At 63.3% G+C, this 14,736-nt stretch carries 18 protein-coding genes and 1 tRNA gene; 10 read left to right on the top strand and 9 right to left on the bottom strand.

The window, feature by feature from the left end:
• Positions 1-236: 236 nt before the first annotated feature.
• Positions 237-2,468 carry a catalase/peroxidase HPI gene (gene katG / locus B3T59_RS16410; protein WP_251723979.1) on the bottom strand — a complete coding sequence of 744 codons (2,232 nt, stop codon included), beginning with the start codon at positions 2,466-2,468 and terminating at the stop codon, positions 237-239.
• 36 nt (positions 2,469-2,504) lie between these two features.
• The gene (locus B3T59_RS16405; protein ID WP_085941945.1) at positions 2,505-2,948 is read right to left on the bottom strand and encodes a Fur family transcriptional regulator; all 444 of its coding nucleotides are present in this window, start codon (positions 2,946-2,948) and stop codon (positions 2,505-2,507) included.
• 58 nt (positions 2,949-3,006) lie between these two features.
• On the opposite strand from B3T59_RS16405, the gene B3T59_RS16400 reads away from it, so the two are divergent.
• From B3T59_RS16400 to B3T59_RS16390, 3 genes are all read left to right on the top strand, one after another.
• Positions 3,007-3,813: a GNAT family N-acetyltransferase gene (locus B3T59_RS16400; RefSeq protein ID WP_287004335.1), complete on the top strand. Its 807-nt coding sequence runs from the start codon at positions 3,007-3,009 to the stop codon at positions 3,811-3,813.
• 10 nt (positions 3,814-3,823) lie between these two features.
• A complete protein-coding gene (locus tag B3T59_RS16395) occupies positions 3,824-4,717 on the top strand; it encodes a hypothetical protein (protein ID WP_287004334.1) in 894 nt (297 codons plus the stop codon).
• Between the two features lie 539 nt (positions 4,718-5,256).
• Positions 5,257-5,327 (top strand) — tRNA-Cys (locus tag B3T59_RS16390).
• A 331-nt stretch (positions 5,328-5,658) separates the two neighbouring features.
• Here B3T59_RS16390 and B3T59_RS16385 read toward each other — a convergent pair.
• Entirely contained in the window at positions 5,659-6,360 is a 702-nt protein-coding gene (locus B3T59_RS16385; RefSeq protein WP_287004333.1) for a M24 family metallopeptidase, read from the bottom strand.
• A 72-nt stretch (positions 6,361-6,432) separates the two neighbouring features.
• Positions 6,433-7,053 carry a LysE family transporter gene (locus B3T59_RS16380; RefSeq protein ID WP_251723975.1) on the bottom strand — a complete coding sequence of 207 codons (621 nt, stop codon included), beginning with the start codon at positions 7,051-7,053 and terminating at the stop codon, positions 6,433-6,435.
• Between the two features lie 68 nt (positions 7,054-7,121).
• On the opposite strand from B3T59_RS16380, the gene B3T59_RS16375 reads away from it, so the two are divergent.
• On the top strand, positions 7,122-7,553 hold the full coding sequence (locus tag B3T59_RS16375) for a PPOX class F420-dependent oxidoreductase (protein ID WP_064861362.1): 432 nt from the start codon (positions 7,122-7,124) through the stop codon (positions 7,551-7,553).
• Positions 7,554-7,577: 24 nt separating this feature from the next.
• Here B3T59_RS16375 and B3T59_RS16370 read toward each other — a convergent pair whose 3' ends face one another.
• Both B3T59_RS16370 and B3T59_RS16365 read right to left on the bottom strand, forming a co-directional pair.
• Positions 7,578-8,156: an alpha/beta hydrolase gene (locus B3T59_RS16370; protein ID WP_308204814.1), complete on the bottom strand. Its 579-nt coding sequence runs from the start codon at positions 8,154-8,156 to the stop codon at positions 7,578-7,580.
• A 110-nt stretch (positions 8,157-8,266) separates the two neighbouring features.
• Positions 8,267-9,799, bottom strand: coding sequence for an MFS transporter (locus tag B3T59_RS16365; RefSeq protein ID WP_197502264.1), 1,533 nt, complete (start codon positions 9,797-9,799; stop codon positions 8,267-8,269).
• Between the two features lie 208 nt (positions 9,800-10,007).
• Between B3T59_RS16365 and B3T59_RS16360 the strand changes: the two genes are divergently transcribed.
• A complete protein-coding gene (locus B3T59_RS16360; protein WP_287004331.1) occupies positions 10,008-11,222 on the top strand; it encodes a DUF2235 domain-containing protein in 1,215 nt (404 codons plus the stop codon).
• Here the strand turns inward: B3T59_RS16360 and B3T59_RS16355 are convergent.
• The gene (locus B3T59_RS16355) at positions 11,207-11,575 is read right to left on the bottom strand and encodes a VOC family protein (RefSeq protein ID WP_064861344.1); all 369 of its coding nucleotides are present in this window, start codon (positions 11,573-11,575) and stop codon (positions 11,207-11,209) included. The genes B3T59_RS16360 and B3T59_RS16355 overlap by 16 nt on opposite strands.
• Positions 11,576-11,637: 62 nt before the next feature.
• On the opposite strand from B3T59_RS16355, the gene B3T59_RS16350 reads away from it, so the two are divergent.
• A complete protein-coding gene (locus B3T59_RS16350) occupies positions 11,638-12,093 on the top strand; it encodes a MarR family winged helix-turn-helix transcriptional regulator (protein ID WP_064861343.1) in 456 nt (151 codons plus the stop codon).
• Positions 12,094-12,131: 38 nt separating this feature from the next.
• Here the strand turns inward: B3T59_RS16350 and B3T59_RS16345 are convergent, their stop codons facing one another.
• The gene (locus B3T59_RS16345; RefSeq protein ID WP_064861342.1) at positions 12,132-12,326 is read right to left on the bottom strand and encodes a hypothetical protein; all 195 of its coding nucleotides are present in this window, start codon (positions 12,324-12,326) and stop codon (positions 12,132-12,134) included.
• A 73-nt stretch (positions 12,327-12,399) separates the two neighbouring features.
• Positions 12,400-12,834 (bottom strand): MarR family winged helix-turn-helix transcriptional regulator, encoded by a 435-nt coding sequence (locus B3T59_RS16340; protein ID WP_082933493.1) that lies wholly within the window; start codon positions 12,832-12,834, stop codon positions 12,400-12,402.
• 60 nt (positions 12,835-12,894) lie between these two features.
• Between B3T59_RS16340 and B3T59_RS16335 the strand changes: the two genes are divergently transcribed.
• From B3T59_RS16335 to B3T59_RS16320, 4 genes are all read left to right on the top strand, one after another.
• Positions 12,895-13,065 carry an SDR family NAD(P)-dependent oxidoreductase gene (locus B3T59_RS16335; RefSeq protein WP_269446974.1) on the top strand — a complete coding sequence of 57 codons (171 nt, stop codon included), beginning with the start codon at positions 12,895-12,897 and terminating at the stop codon, positions 13,063-13,065.
• A complete protein-coding gene (locus B3T59_RS16330; protein WP_197502265.1) occupies positions 12,995-13,669 on the top strand; it encodes an SDR family NAD(P)-dependent oxidoreductase in 675 nt (224 codons plus the stop codon). The genes B3T59_RS16335 and B3T59_RS16330 overlap by 71 nt, the downstream gene beginning before the upstream one ends.
• A gap of 361 nt (positions 13,670-14,030) precedes the next feature.
• A complete protein-coding gene (locus B3T59_RS16325; RefSeq protein WP_064861341.1) occupies positions 14,031-14,240 on the top strand; it encodes an antitoxin MazE-like protein in 210 nt (69 codons plus the stop codon).
• The gene (locus B3T59_RS16320; RefSeq protein ID WP_064861340.1) at positions 14,237-14,569 is read left to right on the top strand and encodes a type II toxin-antitoxin system PemK/MazF family toxin; all 333 of its coding nucleotides are present in this window, start codon (positions 14,237-14,239) and stop codon (positions 14,567-14,569) included. The genes B3T59_RS16325 and B3T59_RS16320 overlap by 4 nt, the downstream gene beginning before the upstream one ends.
• Positions 14,570-14,736 lie beyond the last annotated feature (167 nt).

The following is a 14,736-nucleotide window of genomic DNA, read 5'->3' as shown; positions in this document are numbered from 1 at the left end:
GTGCGAAGCACGAAACTCCGCGGTTGAGGGCCGCGTGTGAGTCACGCCCATGCGGACGCACGCGTGACTGTAAAACTTGCGGCCCCGGACGATTGTGTCGAATCGTTGCGCTACGCGCGAGTACGGGGGAGTTACTCGACGTGTCGGGCAATGGCGTAAGACTACGTGGTCTGCCACACACACCGATGCACCCCGCGGATTATGTCCGCGGGGTGCATCGGTGGTGATGAGTCGACTCAGTGCAGGTCGTAGCGGTCGAGTTCCATGACCTTGGCCCACGCGGCGACGAAGTCGTCGACGAACTTCTGCTTCGAGTCGTCCTCGGCGTAGACCTCGGCGAGTGCACGCAGATCGGAGTTCGAGCCGAAGGCGAGATCGACCCTAGAACCCGTCCACTTCTGCTCGCCCGACTCCCGGTCGACGGCGACATAGGTGCCGTCGTCGGCGGGGGACGGCGACCATTCGACGTCCATGTCGGTGATGTTGACAAAGAAGTCATTCGTCAGCGTGCCCGGCTTGGTCGTCAGCACGCCGAGCGACGAGCCCTTGTAGTTCGCGCCGAGTACGCGCAGACCACCGACCAGCACGGTCATCTCCGGCGCCGACAGCGTCAACAGGTTGGCCTTGTCGACCAGGTTGTACTCCGCGGGAAGCTCGTTGCCCTTGCCCTCGTAGTTGCGGAACCCGTCGTACTTCGGTTCGAGATAGGCGAACGACTCCTGGTCGGTCTGTTCCTGGGTTGCGTCGGTACGACCCGGGGTGAACGGGACGGTCACCGAGAAGCCCGCGTCCTCGGCGGCCTTCTCGATCGCGGCAGCTCCGCCGAGAACAACCAGATCCGCGAACGACACCTTGGTGCCGGGCTCGGCGTTGAACTGCTCGGCGACCAGCTCCAGTTTGCTGATGACCTGAGCGAGCTCGTCGGGCTCACTGGACTCCCAACCCAGCTGCGGCTGCAAGCGCAGCCGTCCGCCGTTCGCGCCGCCGCGGTAGTCGCTACCGCGGAACGTCGACGCCGCCTTCCATGCCGTGGACACGAGCTGCGGCACGGTGAGGCCGGTCTCGAGGATCGCGGATTTCAGGCTGTCGGCGTCGGCATCGGAGAGCAGCGGACCCTCGGCGGCGGGGACGTTGTCCTGCCAGATGTAGGTTTCCGACGGCACGAGCGGACCGCGGTAGCGGATGGCAGGCCCCATGTCGCGATGGAGGAGCTTGAACCACGCCTTCGCGAACTCGTCGGCGAGTTCTTCGGGATGGTCGAGCCAACGGCGGGTGATTTCCCCGTAGATCGGGTCGAAACGCATCGTCAGGTCGGTGGTGAGCATCGACGGGTGGGTCTTCCCGTTGCCCTGGGCCATTGGCACCGAATTGGCCCAGCCGCCGTCCTTCGGCCGCCACTGATTGGCGCCCGCGGGACTCTTGAAGAGTTCCCACTCATTGCCGTACAGGATCTCGAGGAAGCTGTTGTCCCACTTGGTCGGTGTGTGAGTCCACGTCACTTCGAGGCCACTGGTGACCGTGTCGTTGCCAACGCCGGTGCCCTGGGGATTCTTCCAACCAAGACCCATCTGTTCGAGCGGTGAGGCCTCGGGCTCGGGGCCGAGAAGCTCGGCGTCGCCGTTGCCGTGCGTCTTGCCGAAGGTGTGACCGCCGACGATCAGCGCTGCGGTCTCCACGTCGTTCATGGCCATCCGGCCGAACGTCTCGCGAATATCGGCTGCGGCCGCGAGGTAGTCCGGGACACCCTCCGGGCCTTCGGGATTCACGTAGATGAGACCCATGGTGGTTGCACCCAGTGGCTCCTCGAGCTCGCGCTTACCGTCCTGGTAGCGCAGGTTGGTGCCCAGCCACACCGACTCGGCACCCCAGTAGACCTCGTCGGCCTCCCACTCGTCAGGACGCCCGAAGGCGAAGCCCTTGGTCGGCAGGCCCATGTCCTCGAGCGCGACGTTTCCCGCGAGGACCAGGAGATCGGCCCACGACAGAGCCTTGCCGTACTTCTTCTTCACGGGCCACAGCAGTCGTCGTGCCTTGTCCAGGCTCACGTTGTCGGGCCAGCTGTTCAGCGGGGCGAAACGCTGCATTCCGGTTCCGGCTCCGCCGCGGCCGTCCTCGACGCGGTAGGTGCCCGCTGCGTGCCAAGACATCCGGATGAAGAAGGGGCCGTAGTGACCGAAGTCGGCGGGCCACCACGACTTCGAGTCCTTCATGACGTCTTTGAGGTCACCGACGAGTGCGTCGACGTCGAGGTCGGCGAGCGCGGCGTCGTAGTCGAAGTCGGGTTCGCGGGGACGAATGACCTGCGGATTGTGGGCGAGCACACGCAGATTCAGCTTGTCCGGCCACCATTGCTGATTGCCGCCGCCTTCGACCGGTGGGCGGATGTGCATCGGACAACCTGATTCGGCAGGCTCTGTCTGTGCCTCACCGATGGGGGGAGCTTCGGGGGCTGACTTCTCTTCAGACACTGTCTTCCTTCCGGTAAGTGGTGATTCGGGCTGTGATCACGAATGTGACCCCGGTATGGACGTTGGGTTGCAGTCGGGGCATATGCCCCAATAGATGACCTCGGCCTCGTCGAGCACAAAGCCGTTGTCGTCGGATGCCGTGAGGCACGGCGTTGTTCCCGCAGCGCAATCGACATCGCCGATCGCGCCGCATGAACGGCACACGGTGTGGTGATGGTTGTCGCCGACCCGCGCCTCGTAGCGGGCGACGAGACCGGACGGCTGGATGCGTCGGACGAGTCCGGCGTCGGTCAGCGCACCGAGTACGTCGTACACCGCCTGCCGTGAGACGTCGGGCAACATCGTGCGTGTAGCGAGAAAAATGGTCTCCGTGTCGGCGTGCGCGTGGGTGTTCACGGCCTGCAGCACCGCGACCCGCGGACGGGTCACTCGAAGTTCGGCTGCACGCAGTTGGTCTGCGTACTCCGGCGTGGGGGACACCTCGACAGTATGCAACGCATTCTGGAATGATTCAGGATTTCTCTCAAACTGAGACGGCGTGATCGGCGCGTCTCCGCTGTGGCACGCTGGTCTGGTGATGTGGACACCGGAGCGCGTACGCGCTGAGTCGATACGGTGGACATCGTCCTGGCATCCGGTCGGCTCGCGTCATCTCGAGATCGACGGTTACGAGTTCTATGTGATCGACGGAATCGCCACCCTCCTGAACTATCACGGGGCACAACGCGATCCGATCGTTGTGCTCGATGAGGCTGCTGCCCACGCGAGCCGACTCGACACTCGACGAGTGCGCTTCACACGCGCGCCGGGACTGTTCGGGGGTATCGACGATGCCGAACTCGAGCGACGCGATGCCACTACGATCGCCGTCCGCGACATCGTCGCGCTCAAGACGGCGGTCGAGATCGTCGACCGGATACCGATGCCCGACGACGTGGTTGCGCGCCGCGTCGACGATGATGCCGGAATCGCCGAGTTCGCCCGAATCTCCCTCGACGCCTGGGGTTTTCCGCCACCCATCCTCGACGACGCTGCCACGCGGAACGACACGCCGCCCGGCCTTTTCGTGGCTGGCGTCTCATCGCGCGACGGTCTCGACGCGGCCGGCGCCGGTGGCTACACGATCGAGGGTGAGGTCGCTCGCATGTGGGGTGGTGCCGTCCTGCCCGCTCATCGGGGTCGCGGCATCTACCGCGCGTTGATCGTCGCTCGACTACACGACGCGCGACGTCGGGGAGCCTCGCTCGGGCTCGTGCACGCCGAGACCGCCACATCGTCGCCGCTGTTGCAGCGCATGGGCTTTCGGAAGTTCGGCGAGCGAGCGATCATCGAGTTCGGCATCTGAGGGTTCGCGCGTGGACCTCGACGACGCTCTCGACGAGTTGTATGGTTGCGCACCAAGTGAATTCGTCTCACGTAGGCGCGAACTGACACGTTCGGCACGCGCGGCCGATGCTCCCGGGCTCGCCCTCGACATCGCGCGTGCGCGCAAGCCGACGCAGGTCGCCTGGTTGCTCAACCAGTGGATTCGACGTTCGCCGACGGATCTCGACCCCCTGCTCAGCGTTGCCGACGAACTCCGCGAGGCGCAGCGTCGCTCGTCGGCCGAACTCCTGCGGAAGCTGTCAACACGACGACGCGATGTGGTGCAGACTGCGCTCGAGCACCTACGGTCGTTCGCCACCGAGATCGGCGCGGGTATGAGCACGACGGTCGAACGAGAGGCTGTTCAGACACTGCGTGCGGCGATCGGCGACGAACAGGTGGCCGACTTGCTGCGTCGCGGTCGGCTGGTCACCGCGATGGAGTACAGCGGCTTCGGCCCGGCCGGGCTGGTGGCGCTCGCCGATTCGCCGGGACCCGCCGACGAGGCGACCGCAGAGATGCCCGAACCCTCGTCCACCGCTGAAGAGGGTTCGACGGCCGACCGCGCGGCGGAGATAGACGCCGCCAGAGCACTTCTCGATCGACACACCGCCGACGTCGACTCGGCGACCGTCGAACTCGATAGCGCTCAGCGCAGCGTCGACGATGCCGAGCGCGCCGCTACCGATCTCGCGGGCCGAGTCGCGCGGATGCGCGCGGAACTGGATCGTGCCGAACAGGAGCAGCGCTTCGCCCAGCGAGCGGCGGAGACAGCGCGGTCACAGCGGGACGAAGCCGCGACCGCTCTGGAGTCGGCATCCGACGCGCGATCGCGCGCACAGCAGCGTCTCGACGAACTGTCGGACGACGCCGATCGGAACTGAGAAGTACCGCTCAGCGTCGGTTTTCGCGGAATCGGCAGAAAATCTGTTGTGCGTCGTGGACCGACCGCTTAGAGTCGCTACTCGCACTGCTTGACGACGACAACCCAAGTGGTGCAGTACGTTTGACAACTACATCGACATACGAATGCGGCATGGCGCATAAGCCGGAGTGATCCGGTGAAAGGCGGGTGACATCCGTCGCCGGGAGAAGTTCCGGTACCCCATGCACTCCGAGCCGGAACCTTCACCCCAGGGTGGAGGCAACGTCGAAGCGATCTGATGGTGAGAGCCGGGAGAGCCGATCGGTGACCCGACACCTGCCAGGTGTGGTCAGTGGTGACGAATGTTGCGGTGAGGGAGGGAATTTGAGTCCGAGATGGTTCAGTCGAGGGCGTGTTCCATGACTGTGGAGGCGGGGCGTGGCGGCTTCGCCGAGGCAGGAGAGATCGAGTAGGACCGACATCCGAAAGGTCGAGGGTGTGCGGCATTCTGGGTTCAAAAGGCCCGGAACCGCGCGGAAGAGCACATCCTCAGTCGACGCGACACTAGCTCAATTGGCAGAGCGGTCATTTGCAGAATGGCAGGTTGCTGGTTCAAGTCCAGCGTGGCTCCCACCACACAAGCGAAAGCCTCTTCCCGACGACATCGCGACAGTGTCCTAATCCCTGACGCCGCAAGGCGAATCAGGGCGCCTTCGAGCCCGCAAGGCCCGAGTGACGTTCACGCGCCAGTAACGGTAGCGGAGAGACCGGCCAGTCTTTCTTCGACGTGACAGCGGTGGAGAAGCGGTCGTCGTAACGTATGGTGCCACGTCACGGCACTGGACATGGTGACTACCGTCGAGAGGCGGTGGACACGCCGCAAACCCGGCAGGGAATACAGCGCGCAAAAGGTCACCGGCAGTGGGGAAGTAGTCTCATTCCCCGCACACACAACTTTGTTCACGGAAGGTCGAGGAGTTCCTCGTAGAAGCCACCGAATTGACGGTCGGGCTCGACGAGGTGCACCTCGAGAATCCAATGGCACACGCGCCCAGACGGATCCAGGCGACGCATGGGACCTGATGAACCTGGCGCGACGTAACTCTCGATTTCGTCGCCGGAGATCTTCTCGTGCGGGAACTCGCCGACGAGGTGTCCGGCGATCTCGCCACCGAAATCCCATCCGGCTTCCTCGCTGAGTTCGACTACGTGGTCGAACAATTCGGCCCCGGTGATCTCGGGATGCGCACGAAAGTAGGCGCGGCCGGCTTCCCAGACTCGGGGCAGGTCGTCGGCGAGACGTCGCTTGAGTGCGTCGTCGCCCAGGACGAACGTGCGGCCGAAGTCGGCTTCCCATTCTTCGAAGATCGGCCCGAAGTCGAGGAACAGTATGTCGTCGTCGGCGATGATCCGGTCCGGTGGGTTGGCGCGGAAGGTCTCCAGCGTGTTCTCTCCGGCGCGGACGATTCGTTTGTGCCAGTGACGCGTGACGCCGAACATCTCGGCGGCGAGGTCACGGATCTCGTCGGAGAGTGCGCGTTCGCCGATTCCCGCGCGGATCATGCCGCGCCGCTCCACCTCGTCGAAGAGTCGTTCAGCCTTGGTCTGCGCGTCGAGGAGGCTCTCGACGCGTGCTCGATCGTCGATCTCAGGCGATGACATCGTGAGTCCTCCAGTGGACGCTGGTACTGCTTGCAATTGTGAAGCCTTCGAGTGCTCTTGCCTCGAACATCGTCACACAATCGCGAGCATGACGCCGACGGCGACGAAGAGAACGCCGAAAACACGGTTGAGACGACGTTGGCCCTGCTCGGTCCGCGTGACGCGCGCGAATCCCCGTGCTATCAGGGCAAAGAAGAACCACATCACGATCACGTCGACGACCACCATCGTCACTCCGATGACCAAGTACTGGATCAGCTGGGGATCGTTTGGGCGAACGAATCCCGGTATGAACGCGAGCAGAAACACGATCGCCTTCGGGTTCAGTAGGTTGACCCAGAGTCCTCGTACGAACATCGACGCGGCCGATTCGTTGTACACGGCCACGTTTGCCTCGTCGGACATGTCGGGCCGTCGGAAGAACTGTCGGATTCCGAGGTAGATGAGGTACGCCGCGCCGGTGTAGCGGATGACCTGGAACGCGGTGTGCGATCGGGAGATGATCACGCCGAGGCCTGCGGCGACGATGAGGAGTTGGATGAGCAGCGCGACCTGTTGACCGAGCACACCCCAGACTGCGCGTCGGAATCCGACATTCATGGCGTTGCTCATCGTGTTGATCGCGCCGGCGCCCGGGGTGAAGCTGATCAGTACGCACGCAGTCAGCAGCGCCGCCCAGGTCGAGAAAGTCACGGGCAGAGGGTAGTGGTGAGTCGACGATGCACGGGAATGCCCCCGGCTCGGTGACGGTTGCCACAACCATGACTGACGAGCAGTACGACCCCCGTGACCTGATCGCCGACACGTCGATCGCCATCCTCGCCACCATCAAGGCGAACGGACTTCCTCAACTCTCACCGGTCACCTCGGTGTACGACCGTGAGTCCGACACGATTTACGTATCCATGACCGACGGACGTGCGAAGACCGCCAACCTCCGCCGGGATCCACGCGCCGCCATTGAATACACCAGCGCCGACGGCTTCACCTGGGCCACGGCAGAGGGAACCGCCGAACTGATCGGCCCGTCGAGCGATCCTGACGGTCCCGAGATCGATGCATTGGTCGACTACTACCGCCTGGGCGCGGGCGAGCATCCGGATTGGGCCGAATACCGCGAAGTGATGGTCAGCGATAGGCGCGTGCTGCTCAAGCTGACCGTTACGCGGGTGTACGGCGCCAAACTTCGCTGAGCGGTGGCCGGTCGGGTGTGGGCGTCATCTGTGCGCACGAATGCCGGCAGCGACGAGCGAGGCGCATCCGTCGAATTGATGTCCACCTACTTCGTGGAGGCGAACGTCTGCTGATGGCAGGAGCCGCTGGTTGAGCGCCACGTGGCTGACGGGCACGACGTCGTCGTCCTCGCAGTGATGCAGCGAGAGGGCCGTCGTCGGTTCCGGGCCGATGAAGTCGTAGTCGGCGACTGCCCAGCCCTGATCGCCCCAGTTCGGCATCGCCAGTAGAAACGCGCGCGGCGGAGGCGTCGCCATTGCGCTCAACAGTGCGAGCAACATCGACGCACCGAACGAATGGGCCACAAGCACGTCGGAGTCAGTCAGCTCGTCGACATACGGGCGGATCGCCGACGTCCATGCCGAGACCGACATGTCCTCGTCGGGCAACTCCGGCATCGAAACATGCGCATCGAGTTCGCTTCCCAGCGCAGCGGCCAGCGGCTGATCGTCGTGAAATCCGCCCGCTCCGTGCAGGAACAGCATCTCAGTGGCCATCTTGTGTCCCTCTGTGTCGACGCCGGGTTCTCGAAGATTGTGACTCAGCGCCGCATCGGAACTCATCGGTGCTGGGTGCGTCGGCCGTGAATTGGTTGGCAACCACGTGTTAACGGCGGCGACGGGGGCCTGCTGGTGCAGGCCCCCGTCGTCCGACAGCGAAATCAGGTGAGACGTTACGCGACCACGGGTTCGAGGTCAGTTGCGTCGGACGTCGTGGCCGAGGTGCGCAATGCCTGGGCGATCAGGGCGCCCACCACGATGAACCCGATCATGACGATCAGTGAGGCGTGGTAGGCGCGCTCGAGCCCTGACGATTCTCCGACCGACGTATACACGGTCCCGACGACCGCGGCGCCGAACGACACCGCGAGTGCCTGGGCGGTGTTGAAGACGCCCGACGCCGCACCTGCGAGGCGCACCGGAACGTCGTTGAGTACCAGCAGCCCAGCCGAGCCGACGATCCCGCCGAAGCCAAGCCCCGCGACGGTCAGAGCTGCGGCAAACCACAATGCGGGATGCGCCGATTGTTCGGCGAAGGCCATCAGCAGCATGCCGACGATGAACACCGCACCTCCGACCTGCAGGACCCGCTTACCGAATCGTGCGACGAGCACCGTCGCGGCGAGACCAGCCGAGATCGGCACTGCGAGCGAGAACGGAATCCACATGAGGCCCGTGTGAAGTACCGACCAGCCGAGCGCTAGCTGGACGTGCAACGACTGGACCAGGAAGTATCCGCCGGTGGGGACCATCAGCGCCGTGAATGCCGCGAGCCCGACCGAAAATGAGCGAGTGGCGAACAAGGCCGGCGGGACCATGGGTTCGACGCCGCGTCGAGCCGAACGCACCTGTCGGAGTCCGAACACCCAGAGCCCGGCAACACCAGCAGCCATCACGGCGAATCCCCAAGCCGGCCAATCATTTTCAGGTCCGAGTGTGATCGGAAGCATGATCGCCGCCAGCGAGCCGCCCAGGAGCAGCGCCGTACCGGCTGTGATGGGTGCTTTGATCGCCGAGCGTGACTCGGGGATGAAGGCGATCGCTGCCGCGATAGCGAGCACTGCGAGCGGCACGTTGATCAGGAATACCGGTCGCCATGACAACCCGAACCAATCACCGTCGGCAATCACGGCTCCCAGGATGGGTCCGGTGACCGCCGCGAGACCGGTGACCGACGTGAACATGCCCATCGCCTTACCGCGCTCGGCCGGTGGATACAGCACCTGGATGTTGCTCAGCACCTGCGGCACCATCAGTGCTGCCGCCACTCCTTGGACGAGGCGAAAGACGACGAGCTCGGTGGGCCCGGCCGCGAGTCCACATGCCAGAGAAGCGAGTCCGAACGCAGCGAGACCGACGACGAAGAGCTTGCGTCGGCCGAAGTTGTCGCCGAGCCGTGCACCGAGGATCAGTCCCACGGCGTAGGTGAGTGGATAGCCGGCGACGATCCACTGCAGACTCACTGCGGAGGCGCCGAGATCGACCTGCATCGTGCGAAGCGCGACGTTGACGACGGTTGCGTCCATGAGTTCCATGAACGACGCGGCGAGCAAGCAGATCAGCGCGATCGTTCGTGCCTTGCCCGCAATACCTGGCGTGGTGCCGGAAGGTGTTGCTTGAGGCGATGATTCAGGCGATCGTCGGGTGGTGACACGGGAGAGTTCGACGACATTGTCGTCGGCGGGCTCAAGCGGTGCTGTCGTCATCAGGTGCTCCTGTGTGGCGGGTTGATCTGACAACGACGACGCTATGGGGGATAGGGGACACATCCGGTCCTCGATGAATCTGGGTTCCGATTTTTTTCCCTCGGCGTCGATCTGGCCCGACTACGCAACACGCGATCGGCTGACCCGAACGCAAACACGTACCGCGCTACGCGTGTGGGCGCATAGTCGGAGCCCTAGCGTCGACAGCATGACCAAGAATCTCGTGGTGTGCTGTGACGGGACGTGGAAGAACTCCGACGATCGATACGTCTCGAACGTCGAAAAGATCGCGCGCTCGATTGCGCCCAGCGGCTTCGATGGCGAGACCCAGATCGTGCATTACGCGCGCGGCGTCGGATCAACTGGTAGTCGGATCGAACGGATGGTTGCCGGCGCATTCGGTGTGGGCCTCGACGACGCGATCGTCGACTGCTATCGATTCCTCGCGCTGAACTACGAACCTGGCGACCGCATCTTTGTGTTCGGATTCAGCCGCGGCGCATACACGGCCAGGAGTCTGTGCGGCTTGATCGCGCATGTCGGACTGCTCACCCCGATGGGGGTTGCGGAGGGTCAGTTGCCCACAGCGATGGACCTCTACCGCAACCGGCCGCGCGCGAAGAGTTCCACAGAGACTCCTCCCGCCGATCCCGTGCACGAGCGCGCGCTTGCGGCCATCGACAAGCACACCCACGTGCGTGGCGAGGTACGCATCGAATTCCTCGGGGTGTTCGATACTGTTGGCGCTCTGGGTGTTCCGGGAATCGCCCGCGCGAAGTACAAGTTCCACGACGTGACGCTCTCGCCGATGGTGAAGACCGCCAGGCACGCGTTGGGGATCGCCGAGCGTCGACGAGTCTTCGCGCCCTGCCTCTGGGGAGGCCAGCACGCCGACATCAGCCAGGTCTGGTTCGACGGTGTGCACAGCGACGTCGGGGGAGGGTACGAGAATTGCTACTACTCCGATAAATCGTTGCTGTGGATGGCATCTGAGGCAACGACCCGCGACGATCGACGCTCTGGTGTGGCCATTGACTGGAAACGGTTGGGCACCACTCTATGTCGCGACGACGAGAGCGTGACCGAGCACAATTCCCTGTCGATCGCCTACCGGATCAGCAATGTGTTCAGTGCGGTGCAGGAGTCGATACGTCGCAAAGTCGCACCGTACGTTCCGCTCTTCGTCGGCGGGTGGCGCAACTTCGCACCGACGGTCGCTGTGCCGGGACTCGGCTATGCGCCCGCATGTGATGTCAGTGTGGAACGGTCTGCCGTCAGACGCCCCGCGAACCCGAACTTGATGCCGTGGTTCGACGCACTGGGGGCGTCGTCCGCCGAGCGTGACAAATTCGTCGTTGCCGCAGTGACTTTCGCATCGGTGAGCAGACAGCACCAGGCGGGCGCGGTTCAGGCGCGATCGTGAAGAGTGATGTGATAGCCGTCGGGGTCGGCGAATGCGAATGTCCGTCCAAATGGGCCATCGATGGGTTCTGACACGATGGTGTATCCATCCGCGACGAGGGCGTCGTGGATCTCCTGCACACCGGTGGCGTGAAGCCAGATTGCTGCGCCGATACCGGGTTGAGAGACGGCGTCGAGGTCGGTGCCGGGAATCAGATCTCGCAGGGCGAAGGTGATCGGCTTGGTGTCGAACACGACCGCGTGCGGAGGCCCCGCCGGGGAGCGGACCAAGCCAAGGTACTTCTCGTAGAACGCCTGGGATGCTTCGAGGTTGCGTGTTTGTAGGGAGATGAAGTCGGGACCGCTGACGGGCATGTTTTCCTCCGGAATCGAGTGTCAATAAACTGACATAGGAGACTGTATGTCAATATGTTGACATGAGTCAAGACGGAAGCGGCGTCGAACGGGAGACCGTCGAACTAGAAACCTCTGTGGGGTATGCCCTCAAGGTGGTGGCAAGCGCACTCCGCGCAGCGATGGAGGACGTTCTCCGACCGCTCGGTCTAAGCGTCACCCAGTACTCGTGTCTTGAGCTGCTTGCGCAGCGAGCTGGTCTGTCGAATTCCGAACTGGCCCGTGGCACGTTCATCACACGTCAAGCGATGAGCGTCTTACTGCAAGGACTGGAACGGGATGGCTATGTCACCAGACCCGACGCCGCGCCCGTGGGCAGAGTGCTTCCTGCACGGCTCACGCCCCGTGGGCGCCGCAAGCTCGAGAAGGCTTCTGCGGCTGTACGTTCGGTGGAGGAGCGGATGCTCTCTGGCCTCAGCGACGTCGAACAAGCGTCGCTGTTACGTGCCCTCAAACAGATGAGCCGGTCGCTTCGCTGACGCATCGATTGTGTTGCTTCGTTAACGGTTTCGCGGAACTACTGCACCAGCAGCCAAACGAATCGCACGAGGACAACTGAGAACCCGAGAACGGCGGTGGCGACGAGCCAGCGTCGAGCAAGATGGTCGCGAGCGATGTTGTCGCGCTTGGGGTTTTCGTGAAGGTAGACGTAGGCGGCGGCGAGCGCGCACGCGGACGCGGCCACGCCGAGGGTGATGCTGATGATCAGCATCGGGTGCGTGCTGCGTCAAGGTGTGGCATGTGGGATCAATTGTAGTAGCGCCTTGGAGGCGCGATTCGTAGTCTCATTCGCGCGTCAAGGCGTCGATCACCCTCCAGAATGCGTCGGCGTCTTTGGACTCGATGTGGTCGAACAGATGTGTTCGCACAGCTCTTGAATGCGCGTGACGGGCGCGAACCACCTGAGACTGCCCTGCCTCTGTGGTGCTGATCGTCCGAACCCCTTGCGCCACATCGCGAGTGAGTAGTCCTCTGTCGACCATTCGTGAGATTTGCCGAGAGAGCCTGCTTCGCTCCCATCCCAACAATTCCGCGAGGCGCGCTTGTCGAATGCGGTTACCATCGGACTCGGCTACCCGGGTCAGAACAGAAAAATCGGCTCCCGACAGCCCTGTCTCCGCGGTGATCTGGTTGACCGTCGACGACCACACCCGATCGGCGGCCCGTTTCCACTGTTGCCAGTGCAGCAGTTCGGTGTCGTTCAATCGCGATGTCGTCATTCGCCGGACTCTACGAAGGACGATGTTGACATGTCAACCGACTCGATGCACCATGTTGACATGTCAACATCGAGATCGGTTCTGATCACGGGCGGCAGTGCCGGTATCGGATTGGCGCTTGCGCAGCGGTACGCCGAGCGGGGCGACCGCGTCATGGTGACTGGTCGATCGGCCGACGCCCTGCGCCACGCGGCGCAGGGGAACCCCCGGACTCGAGACCGTCGTCAGTGACGTTTCAGCGCCGATCGATCGGGAACGGCTTGCCGCACATGTTCTTGCCGAGATGCCCGAGATCGATACGCTCGTCAACAATGCGGGCGTTCAGCGCCGGGTGCCTCTTGCGGTCGACGGCGCTCCCTGGCATCAGCGGCAGGTGGAAATCGACACACTGCTCGCTGGGCCGATTCACCTGAATGCGCTACTCGCGCCTCTCCTGACGAAGCACTCCCGACCGTCGGTGATTGTGAACGTCACCTCGGGCGGTGCTCTCATCCCGCAGCCGTTTGCTCCTGTCTACAGCGCCTGTAAGGCTGCAATGCACAGTTATACGATCAATCTTCGTTTCGCCTTGCGTCACACAGGGGTTCGGGTCGTCGAGGTCATCCCACCGGCGGTGGCAACTCAGTTGGCGGGACACGGACACGTACACGGCGCGCCGGTGGAGGAATTCGTCGATGCCGTGTTCGACGCACTCGTTGAAGGGCGCGTTGACGAAATCGGCTACAGCGCCACCGATTCGCCAGCCGTGCTCAGACGTCGTGAAATGGATCGGGAGATGTTTGACGCCGCGTCGACAAGGTTTCCGGTGGCAGACTATTCGATTCGTCCTCGCTAGGCGGCCTTGTGCCAAGTAACTGCGTAGGGACACAGGGGGAGACGCGAGGCAAAACCGTCGCCGAGCGCGGGACAGGGTCGGTGAGTACAGGCGCCGGATTGCGTGAGCGCGGACTGCGACCCGTGCAGGTTAGACGTGACGCGACTCCGAGGGGTGGCCAGGCCGCGAAGACCACCGAGCCCGCGACACGGCCCCGATGCCATCAGAGAGACGATATTTCCCGGCGCGGGTCGGATGACAAGCAATCAGGGGGATGCAATGTGCAGTGGTTTACCGGTAATTCTGGATATTCGATTCCTGCATAGTCATCGTGGGGGCTGTGCGCGTGGCCAGTGCGGATCGTTACATGTAACGTGTAGTCATGGCAGTGAAGGACCGGGTCGGCGAGTACAGGCGCCGGATGCGTGAGCGCGGTTTGCGGCCGTTGCAGGTCTGGGTTCCTGACGTCCGAACGCCAGAGTTTGCCGCGCAAGCCCACAAGCAGTCAGCCCTCGTGGCAGAGGCCGACGCCGACGGGGATGAGCAGGATTTCGTCGAGGCTGTCGCCGCGCCTTGGGACGACGAGGCGTGATTCGCGGCGAAATCTGGACCGTTGCGGGTGGTGTGTATGCGTCCAAGCCGCGGCCGGCCGTCATCATGCAGGATGACCTTTTTGATTCAACCCTGTCGGTGGTAGTTGCGCCGATGACGAGCCAGCTCATCGATGCGCCCTTGTTTCGGATTCGTATCCCGGGTGATCGCGACGCGATCTCGGGTCTCGACAGCGACAGTGACGTGATGGTTGACAAGCTAACTACGGTACGACGGTCAAATGTTCAGACGCGTGTCGGCCGTCTGACATCCGAACAGCTCATCGAAGTCGAACGCTCGTTGATGGCGTTTCTGGGACTTGCGCGATGACGTCATGCGCAATGGCGTACGGCGTGGGGTGGTTGTGGGTGATGAAGAATCTGAGACAAGTGCCAGCTACTTGAGGCCCGCGAACCCGGGTGTTCGCACTATCGCCGACAGAGTTCTGTTGCTGCGCAACGCGTGATGCAGTGCCCTACTGGATACCGTCAATATCG

It is taken from the genome of Gordonia sp. UBA7860, from assembly GCF_002500165.1.
Classification (GTDB): Bacteria; Actinomycetota; Actinomycetes; order Mycobacteriales; family Mycobacteriaceae; genus Gordonia; species Gordonia sputi.
This window is presented reverse-complemented; position numbering and strand designations above follow the sequence as displayed.